The sequence below is a fragment of the Plebeiibacterium sediminum genome (genome assembly GCF_026013605.1).
In the GTDB taxonomy this organism is placed as follows: Bacteria; Bacteroidota; Bacteroidia; order Bacteroidales; family Marinilabiliaceae; genus Saccharicrinis; species Saccharicrinis sediminus.
This window is the reverse complement of record NZ_JAPDPJ010000106.1, coordinates 1-10,491: the sequence shown is the minus strand read 5'-3', so window position 1 is coordinate 10,491 and position 10,491 is coordinate 1. Positions and strand designations below refer to the sequence as shown.

Sequence of the window (10,491 nt, the reverse complement as noted above, 5' to 3'; positions counted from 1 at the left end):
ACAGATCACCTTTTATATTGAAGTATGAAACTGAAAAAACGTCATTTAATAAGTCCTAATCTAATCTGGTAAAAATGACAAGAAAACAGTTGGAATACCCTTGCTCCCTCGAATAGTGAATTATTTTGCTAAACTGAATATATGTAATTTAATATATATGTAAGTAAATGTAAATAAGCAATATTCAACTATCTAGTTATTCATTGATATCTTTTTATAAAAAGGGATCAACCATAGATACGATGTTTTACTATATATATTTATTTTAAATTATTAGTAAAGTTGTATAGGTCTTGTTATTGATTTTGTTCTAATTTGGGTTTGAACTTGAAGCTTCTCGTTTTGCTCTTTTAATTACCCCTCCCATATATCTGTTTTTTGTTGTTTCAATTGTTACTTGACCTGCCTTTATTTTTGCGTCTGCTTCCAATACCGCATTTAATAAGGTTTTGTTTGTAACCATTTCATCATAAATTCTTGGAGGTAATTCATATTCTCGAATAAGATTCTGCATTTTTTGTGCAATCTCATGAGGTTTTAATTGATGAAGTTCATCGTAATATCTTTCGATTTTTTCAAACACCTCAGCTTCACCTTTTGCTTCTTGGTTTTTGATCGTAAAATCAAATCCTAGTATTGGTCTTTTTTGATTATTTATAGGAGTATATTCAATAAATAGAGGAGTTTTTTCGTTGATCTCATTTATTGGTTCATAAACCACTCTACGTAAAAAACCTGCTTTATCTTTGTATCCGTCTCCAATTTGCATTAATTTCTTAATATATTCTATTTCCACATTTTTCCATTCTCCAAAATCTTTTTTAGACATAAATAATTCAAACCATCTTTGCGAATATTTACTATTTAACGATAGTATTGATTTTAAGCGAATCCATATATAACCTGAAGTTAATTGTGCAAGGTATTGTAGCGCTTCTGGTTCAACTTTAATTTTTACATGTCCCCATCTTTTCTGATATTGAACCACTGGGAATGGGATGATCTTGTTAAAACGTTGATTCTTTTCATCTAAGAATGAAAATTTAGCAGATTGGAGCTCGTCAGATGCCTTAGCTAATATTTCATGATGCTGTTGTCTTAATAAAGCAGTAGGAACTTCAATCCAAAGATTCTTATGAATGTCAATTTGTAAGTCATGACCTTTTTTTAATCGTGTCATTAATACATAAAACATTCGCTTGGATAGAGCAGATTCAAAATTATGAACAGCTCTATTCAGTACGTTAGGAAATTGGAAAGAATTCGCATTCATAGAATTTTAGTATATATTTATAAAATATTTTTATCAAAAGTACTCAATAAAATGACAATGTCAAATTATAATGTCATTTAATTTGTGTTTTAATTTATTAATTTGAACTTAAACTGTATATCCGTCATTCACAACTGTATATCCGTAATTTTAGGCTCTGCATATCCGTCATTATAAACTGCATAATTGTCATTCTGAACTGTTTATTTGTCATTTTAGAGTAAGTAATCAGCTGAAAATCCGATTGATACAGACATAGCTATTATCTATCTAAAAAGATAAAAAGAATCTATATACTATTTAGAATAACTTAATAAGGTGTAATTTGAAAGCATACATCATCTATCTACTAACTTTGAAGTAACCATAAATACATAATCTATAAAAACTATAAGTCAAATTACAAAATATTAACTTGCTCACGCAAGAAATTTATTAAGGGGGGAAAGGGTTTAACATAATGTATATTTAATATATAATGATAAAGAAGTAATTCTCTTTGAATAAAATGGTAGCTCATTGTTAATAATGTGCCAAATAATTAAAATATTTGTTATAATTCTCACCAGTAGGTATTAAAAATTATAAAAGTTATTTGAAATTGAAATTCTTTGTTAGTTCGTCGTACTAATAGTAATTTATTGACAATTTGATGGATTGATAGGAATGTCAGCAAACACAATGGAAATAAGTATGTTAGATAATTCAAATGTTGGAATCTAATGTTATTATAGTATTAGTTTAACTCTCCTCAAGAGGTAGTATTTGTATTTATGAGAGATTTGCTTCTCAGTCTTGCCACTCATAAATTGAAATATTATCATCTTGGATAACTGAAATTCTATTGTGCAAGCAGAAACTATCCAGAAAAACTTCGATCAGAAGGTTTAAGTAATGTAATTGAGAGTCGTATAAGATCTTATTTTTCCAACAAACAACATTGAACTTAATCAATAGAATTAGCTTACCTGTATAAAAAGTGATTTGAAGTATAACGATTTTTCTTGTTGAAGGACAGCATATCAAGATAAAATCCTTTTGATTTACAATTTCTAAATGCTATTAAAATCCAAATATTGTACGATCATAGTGTACTGTTTTTTGGCTAATTTTGGTACCGTATTGAATTTCAATAATAACGCTTAATCTATAAACTCTATAAATTCTTAGTATATCTCTACTCGATAAAACTTCTGTAAGAAAAGTGCTTGCGAAAAAGTCAAAGATATAAAAATAACAACTAATAATCAGAGGATTTTAAGCATCCACTATGTATATATTCTTTAAATAAAAGAGTAAATAATCTTAGCTACAATAAACTTCTGTATCTGTATATAATAAGAATATATCAGTTAACAAGTTAACAATTTCTTCTTAAGTAAACTACTGACTGTTTAAACAAAATAGTTTCTATAAATTTAGAAATGTTTTATGTTAAGATTAAGTCTTCACGGGCTACGAAACTTTTATTTTATGGATTATTTAATAGCGCTATAAATGAATAACACTCTAACTGACAATCTACGTAAGACTTCCTACTAAACCTGGTTTAGGTTTTAAAGCAATATATGTAAGCACCAGAAAATTGAGCCTCTCTCCTCCTCTAGGTTATAACTCAATTATTTATTTATGGTTTTTGATGTTGTCAGTTCTTTTCATATATAAATTATATTTGGAGCTATCTATCTATCACATTTGTATGTATTCAAGATGGGTAAGAATTGAGTTAAATTGCAGTGAACCAACTTATATTACATAACGGTATTTATTGTTACTACTATATCTAATAAGTTTTATAATTTTATTGAGGAATTAAGCAAAATAAAAACAAAAAGTTTGTATTTACATATTTATCTCCGATTAATTTCCGAAATATTTGAAGTTATGTATCTAATATGCTTTTTATTCAGCTTTCCAAGTATTTGAATAAAAAAAATATCTTCATAAGGTAGTGACCATAATGTTTTATTCTGATATCTAATTATACTTAAATCCTATTTTCATTTCATTATGTCATAACCTGGTCCAGAGTGTTTCTATGAAAAAATCCTTAAGTTGAACTAAGCGATATTTATCATGGTTCATTAAAGATTGTTTGCTTTAATGTAAATTATCTATAATAAAATTTGAATTTTACTACAGCCAAATATTTCTCATGTAAACATATTAAATTATTTCCTTCATTATTTTATAAAGCGTTTGTTTTAAGTAAATTAAAAAAATTGCGGACCCCTGCCCCACCCTCATTAAATTTTTATAAAGTTTTAAAACTACTTAAGTATACATAATAATTCAGTTGAATAAAAACAAAGTGCAAATTTTGCACTTTGTTTTTATTTTTAGAGATATTCTTTCAATAAAATTTTATTTTTTACTAAAATGTATATATATTTGGTATATACATTTATTATAAAATGATTATTCCAAAAAAAAATAAAAAAAAGAGGTATGAAGGATTAAAGGGAAAACTTATTCACTTAGATCCTGGTACATATGAAATTTTAGAATTGTCTGCCAAATTGAAAGGGTGGAATTTAAAACAATTAATAGAATATTTATGTAAAGAACAAGCTTTAATTGAAGCTAATGAAATTAGACAATTAAAATCAGATAAGGAACAATATTAAAAATTTAATTAGAAATAAATTGTTTATAAAAACATAGTTATTACGGTTAGTAATTTAATGAATTTATTTAAACTTGTAAAAATATATTTGGTATAATATGAGAAAGTCAATTAATATTGCCATAACCAACTTTAAAGGAGGAACTGGTAAGACAACAACAGCTGTTAATCTTGCACATGGATTAGCAGATAGAGGTTATAAAGTATTGGCAATAGACTTAGATGCGCAAGCAAATTTAACAGACCTAATGGGTGTACAGATTGATCCTGAACAATGTATTTCTGAAGCATTAAGAAAAAAAATTAATAATGTAACTATTATTAATGTGAAACAGAATTTAGATGTTGTTCCTTCACATAATTTCAGTATGGTAGGTATTGAAACAGAATTACAAAATATGTTAAGTAAATCTGATCGTCAATTAGAGAGATGTATTTCTCCATACTATGATTCGTATGATTTTATTATTATGGATTTAGCTCCAGCATTAAATTCACTAACTGTTAATGCTTACAACATTGCAGATAGATTAATTGTTCCAATTCTTTCTGATTATTTGTCTTTAACAGGACTTTATACATTAGAGAATCGTTTAGAGGATGACCTAGAAATGTCAATTTCTGATATTTTAATTACAAAACATGAGGCATCGACTTCCTTAGCAAAGGAAGTCCTTAATGAACTTAGTGAAAATAGAAAAGGAATTTTGTGTAATACAGTAATTCCAAAAAATATAGCATTATCAGAACAAGGTATTGCAAAAGAATCTATATATGATTATGCTCCTACATCTGCAGGAGCAATTGCTTACAGAGAATTTGTAAATGAGATAATTAAAAGAACTAATGGCTAAAAAGAAGTTAGGATTATCAGGGGGACTGGGTAAATTTAGGGAGGAAATAAAAGAACTTGTAATTCTTTCTGATCTTCAATCATTTATTCCTCCTTTAACAGAAGAGGAAAAAGGTTTATTACTTGAATCTATTAAGTCAGAAGGTATTCGAGAACCTATTGATATATGGCATGATGGTGAAAAAAATATTATTGTTGATGGTCATAACAGGTATAATATTGCTCAAGAATTAGGTGTTTCTTTTAAAACAAAAGAACATAAATTTGAATCTATAGAAGGAGTTAAAGAATGGATGTTAAAAAAGCAGTTAGGTCGCAGAAACCTTACTGATGCAAATCGTTCTTATTTAATCGGGCTTCTTTATAATAATAGAAAAGAATCAAAAGGAGGAGATAGAAGGAGTCAGCGAAATAATGATCAAAGTTCCGTTTCTAAAGCTAAAAACACGGCTGAACTTATAGCCGAGCAAACAGGGATGTCCATCCGAAGTATAAAAAGTGCCGGTGAATATGCAAAAGGAATTGATGAACTAGATGGTGAATTAAAATCGAAAATATTAATTGGTAAAGAAAAAATTCCAAAATCAGATATTCAAAAACTTAGTAGACGTAAACCAAAACAGAAAATTAATAATAAAGCCGACTTAGATAAGCACTTAATGGACTCAATGAATTCCACGATAAATGGAAATTCAAAAATTAGCTCTAATAAGATTTCAGTTAAGAAAAAAATTGTACAGATAATTGAAGAAGTAGGAGAGGATGTTTTTCTTGAAATTATTAATGAAGTAATTCCTCAAAGAGAAAATTATCGTAGTTAATGCAAATTAGCGTTATCTAATTTACTTGTTGAGTTTATGATATACAAAATGTCCTAATTTTAGGACATTTTTTGTATATAACTGATCGAGTTAACTTATTGTATTATTAATATGGATATATTTAGGATATAATAATAGTTCAGGAACAAAATGTGCAAGTTTACTTCTTTCTTTATTCCAAAGCCAATTAGGTAAATTAATAATAAAAGCATTATAAGTTTTGCTTTACGTATTTCATTACATTTTTGACTTTCCTTTGGTTCTCAGATATACTTTTTTCAACAAAATTAAAGAGTAAATCGTTGTTATGAAACTAAATATTTGGAATGTAATAATTAGATGTTTGTGATTTTTATTATTAATGAACACTTTATCCTGATGACTATTTCTATAAGTATAAATTGTTTCTTTAGATCATACATGTATTTCAAAATTATAAACAGTTTTAGGGTTTGCCACAAGAAACTCTCTGTTTGTATTGCAAACTTCTCTGTATTGTTATTTATAGATTAGAAAAATGCTTTAAGTCATATCTTTTTCCACCATATCAATGTGCAATTTTTGCACATTGATTCAGTATAACCAATATAAATTGGATATTCTTGATCATGTTGCCCCCCTTTTCAGAAGCCGGTTAATGCGATGTTATCAGTATGACATTCTGGCGGATCACCGGAATATCTATAAATTTCATTTCAAATTCGATTTTTTTTAATGGTTAGAAACAGATATTAATACATTGATATTTTTATTTTTCCCCTTATGGAAAAGGGAAATACACCTTTGTAAAACTGAAGTAGCATTTTAATACCAACTGGCTATTTCGGTTTGTTCATATGCCTCGAGTATCTGTTGGTGTATGCCATTAATTTCAGTTCAAAACAGGCCTGTTTTGGGATGCTATTTATCAGGCACACGGATTGAACCATGCCACAAGCAGAGAATATCCAATTGACAAACAGTTCGTCTTATGCCACTTTGAAAGATCAAGTGTCTTTTTCAATGGATTAAATAAAATTGTAACACTACACCTTCATGAGTATAGTAATCCAAAAATAGGAGAAGTTCTATTAATAAACTGTAATACAATCAATGATTAAATGATGCTGTTTACGAGTAACGATTACCGGGGTAGAGAACTTCTGGAAATGGACAACATTAAGCTAAATGAACTTTTTACTTCATATACCACCTTTGATAACTATAGGTTTTATCAATTAATAGCTTACCTTGATAAGGTAAATCGTGCCATAAACCATCTGGGTTTTACCTTCCAGTACCCTTATAACGTATACAAACAATAGATTGACAAGCTATATTCCTATACCATATTAATTGAACATTTTACCATCACACCATTTTACCATCACACCATTATAGCATGAAGGCATAAATATGGTATTATAAATAATAAGTGAGAATCATTTCTTATAAACTTACAAAAGCAAATGCACCAAAAGGATAAAAGATCAAAAGGGTAAATGCGCAAAAGAGCAAATAAGTAAATGACCAAAAGGGTAAATGCGCAAATGAGTAAATGACCAAAAGGTTAAATGAGCAAAAGAGCAAATGAGCAAATGCGCAAAAGGGTAAATGAGTAAATGTGCAAAAGAGTAAATGTGCTTATGTAGAGTGTAGAGCGAAAATCATAATATAATAAATACAAGATACAATTACACCAATATAATTCCCAACATTTTAATATTACATGATTCTATCACGATCTCTTTAAATCATGAAATCATTAAGTCATTATAACATTAAATCATGAAGTCATGAAATCATTAAGTCATTATAACATTAAATCATGAAGTCATGAAATCATGAAGGAATCAATATCGTACCATTGTTAATAGATGGGTATATATTCATACTCTCATACTTTTCACTTGTTTACTCATTGATCAGCTACGCTATACTTATTTTGAAAGTTAGATTTAATCTATGTGTTTATGATAGTTAATGCATACAGTCGATGGAACTTTTAAACAACCAACCAATATAAGGGTATTTTCTATCTTCTTCATTATTGCTATTAATTCTTACCTATCATAAACAAGTAATGCTTATTAATGCTCATATGCCTAGACACTTAAATGGGCAAAAGACCAAATATCCAAATACGATGATACTTTATACCTTAAAAGGTAAATGAGTTTATGTAGTAGGAAAGGGAAATTCATTTTATAATAAATAAATATTGAAAATAGGATGTAGGGTATAATTGCTCAATATAATGTCGTCATTCAATCATCTCAATCACGTAATTGAGGAAGTTAGTTGTTAATTTTTATTCCTTTATCAGGAATATTATAGTCAATTATTATATTATCAATCGTTTTTATTACATTAGATCGTAAGAGAGCAAGTTATCGAATTGGGAACCCAATTCAACTTGCTCCATAATAAATTCTGGAGAGGGGAAATTACCGGCCCTTCGGTTGGATAATTTTTAAATTACATTTCAATTTGATAAATGAAGGATAGAAAGGAACATAACAAGTACATTGAAAATTCGAGAAAAGCCAAACGGACTGTTAAGGTTAGACTAACAGAAGAAGAAGGAAAAATATTAGATTCTTATGCCAAAGAATTTAAAAACCAAACCCTTTACATCAAAAGTAGAATTCTACATTATGATTTGAAACCACCAGCTCCAGTTATTAATAAGGATACATTTTTAAGTTTAGGGAAAATAGGGATTAATATAAACCAATTAACCAGACGTATTAATAGTTCTGAAGCGAATATTTTTCACAGATCAACAAAGAAGGAATTGATGGAGGAAATTAACGCTTTAAAAGAAATATTATTTACAATCCAAGAGAATATAAATATACACAACTATGATAGGTAAGATATCAAAAGGTAGTGATTTTGGAGGTATTTTGAGATATATTCTTCAGATAGAAAAGGGATATTTCATGAATTCAAATATGCTTGTAGATACAACGAAAGCAGGAAATAATTTAGCAAAAGATTTAGCACAACAATTTAGAGAGAATCTACAGGATTTAAAATCAAAAGCTAAATCTCCTGTTTTTCATTTAGCCGTTTCCTTGCCTAAAGAAAATAAACTAGATGATTATACTTTTTCAAAAATTGGAGAAGAATATTTAGGAAAATTAGGATTTAAAATAAATGTTAATGCAGAAGGTCAGAATCAGTTTGTAATGGCAAGACATAATGATACAGAGCATGAACACATTCATATTGTAGCTTCAAGAGTAGGAAGTGATGGAAGTTATGTAGATCTACATAAAGACTTCAAAAAAATTAATGAAATATCAAGAGAACTTGAAATAAAATATGGATTAAAAGTAGTAACAAATAGAAAATTAGACATAATAAAGCCTTCATTAAAAGAAATAAAAATGGAGGAAAGAAAGCACCAAAAAGGAGAAAAATATATTACACCAAGAAAGGAATTAATTAAAAAAATTGATAATTCATTAATGTTAGGAGGTGGAAAAAGAACACTGCAAGGGATGGTATTTTCCTTAAAAAAACAAGGTGTAAATGTAAGATTTAATACTTCAAAGGATCAATCAAAAATTAAAGGAATTTCATTTTCAATAAAAAGGGGAGAGGAAAATTTCATTTTTAAAGGGAGTTCTTTGGGAAAAAAATACTCATGGAATAATATAAAAAAAGCGATTGATTATAATGAAAAAAGAGATGCAAAAGTAGTTCAATTTGTAATAGATGAATCCGAAAAAACCAACACTTTTAATTTACCGGACAAAGAAAAAAGCAAAATAAAGGAGGATTTTGAAACCATTTTAAATGACTTTTCAACTAAAAACTTCATCAAAATTGAGAACAAAAACTACAGAGATAAATACATTTCTTTTACCAATAGTGAATTAAATTCATTGAAGAAAATGAATGAAGAATGGAAAAATAACACTAAAGATTTATCTCCAATTAAACATTATGAAAAAGCATTTAGACAGCATTATTTTAAATCTTATATACGTGATTTGAATGAATTTTATAAGCGACCAATAGAATATAGGAAGAAAGATATTGAAGAAAGTAATCTTCAAAAACAAGGGTTGAAGAATAATCTCAAACAGTATATGGATAAGTCTGGATTTAGTTATTCTGATCAATTGGATAAATCCATTGATGCATTAAGATTCACAAATAAGGATAATGTAGAATTAAAGGATTTAAATAATGAATGGAAAAAAGGAAACCATTCAACTAATCCAATGGAGTATTTTAAAGATAGGTATATACTACATGTAGATTATTATTATCAGGAATTAAAAAAGTCGTTAGATAGACTTGATAACAAACATCATATTAACTCTAAGAGTGAGTATGATAAACTACTAAAAATATGTGAGGATTCTAATTTTGATAATAAGTTACCAAACGCATTAAAAGCTTTTGAAAGAGAATTAGAGAAAGGGAATAATCCTGATTTACTAAAATATGTTTCTGAAAGAATTGAAGATAATAATAATCAAATAAGAAACGTTTATGGGGAGAAAAATCAATTTGAATCACAAACTACAGATACAATAAATTCTCCATTATTTGACAATATAGCCAAAGGCGTGTCGTTGAGTTCTGGATCTGGAGGTCAGTATCAAGAAGAACCACCCAAAAGAAAAATCAGAAGAAAAAATAACCCTAGATTATAAAAAAAGTTACTCGTATTATTTTCTTTATTTTAAAATAGTTGAACTTTTGTTTTGATTTATGATAATGAGATAATGATTTATTATAGGAGTACTTATATTAGTTAATTTTTTCAATTAAAATTTATTTTGATGAACTAGTAAAGTAGGAGAGGGGAGAGGTGGCTATTACGGTTTGATTTATGCCACTAATATCGGTCGGTGTATGCCAATGATTTCGGTTTAAAACAGGCCAGTTTATAGTCTCTATTTAACAGGTTAACGGT

At 27.9% G+C, this 10,491-nt stretch carries 6 protein-coding genes; 5 read left to right on the top strand and 1 reads right to left on the bottom strand.

The genetic code is table 11. The features are described from left to right. Nucleotides 1–310 precede the first annotated feature (310 nt). The gene (locus tag OM075_RS23245) at nucleotides 311–1,273 is read right to left on the bottom strand and encodes a replication initiation protein (protein WP_301192958.1); all 963 of its coding nucleotides are present in this window, start codon (nucleotides 1,271–1,273) and stop codon (nucleotides 311–313) included. Nucleotides 1,274–3,687: 2,414 nt separating this feature from the next. On the opposite strand from OM075_RS23245, the gene OM075_RS23240 reads away from it, so the two are divergent. The 5 genes from OM075_RS23240 (at nucleotide 3,688) to OM075_RS23220 (ending at nucleotide 10,228) form a co-directional block, all read left to right on the top strand. After that, complete coding sequence (locus OM075_RS23240) at nucleotides 3,688–3,900, top strand: hypothetical protein (protein ID WP_301192957.1); 213 nt, start codon at nucleotides 3,688–3,690, stop codon at nucleotides 3,898–3,900. A gap of 97 nt (nucleotides 3,901–3,997) precedes the next feature. Beyond that, nucleotides 3,998–4,753 carry a ParA family protein gene (locus tag OM075_RS23235; RefSeq protein ID WP_301192956.1) on the top strand — a complete coding sequence of 252 codons (756 nt, stop codon included), beginning with the start codon at nucleotides 3,998–4,000 and terminating at the stop codon, nucleotides 4,751–4,753. Further along, the gene (locus tag OM075_RS23230) at nucleotides 4,746–5,573 is read left to right on the top strand and encodes a ParB N-terminal domain-containing protein (RefSeq protein ID WP_301192955.1); all 828 of its coding nucleotides are present in this window, start codon (nucleotides 4,746–4,748) and stop codon (nucleotides 5,571–5,573) included. Before OM075_RS23235 ends, OM075_RS23230 begins: the two co-directional genes overlap by 8 nt. A 2,476-nt stretch (nucleotides 5,574–8,049) precedes the next feature. After that, nucleotides 8,050–8,430, top strand: coding sequence for a plasmid mobilization relaxosome protein MobC (gene mobC, locus OM075_RS23225; protein ID WP_301192954.1), 381 nt, complete (start codon nucleotides 8,050–8,052; stop codon nucleotides 8,428–8,430). Continuing rightward, complete coding sequence (locus OM075_RS23220) at nucleotides 8,420–10,228, top strand: relaxase/mobilization nuclease domain-containing protein (RefSeq protein ID WP_301192953.1); 1,809 nt, start codon at nucleotides 8,420–8,422, stop codon at nucleotides 10,226–10,228. Before mobC ends, OM075_RS23220 begins: the two co-directional genes overlap by 11 nt. The last annotated feature ends 263 nt before the right edge of the window (nucleotides 10,229–10,491 follow it).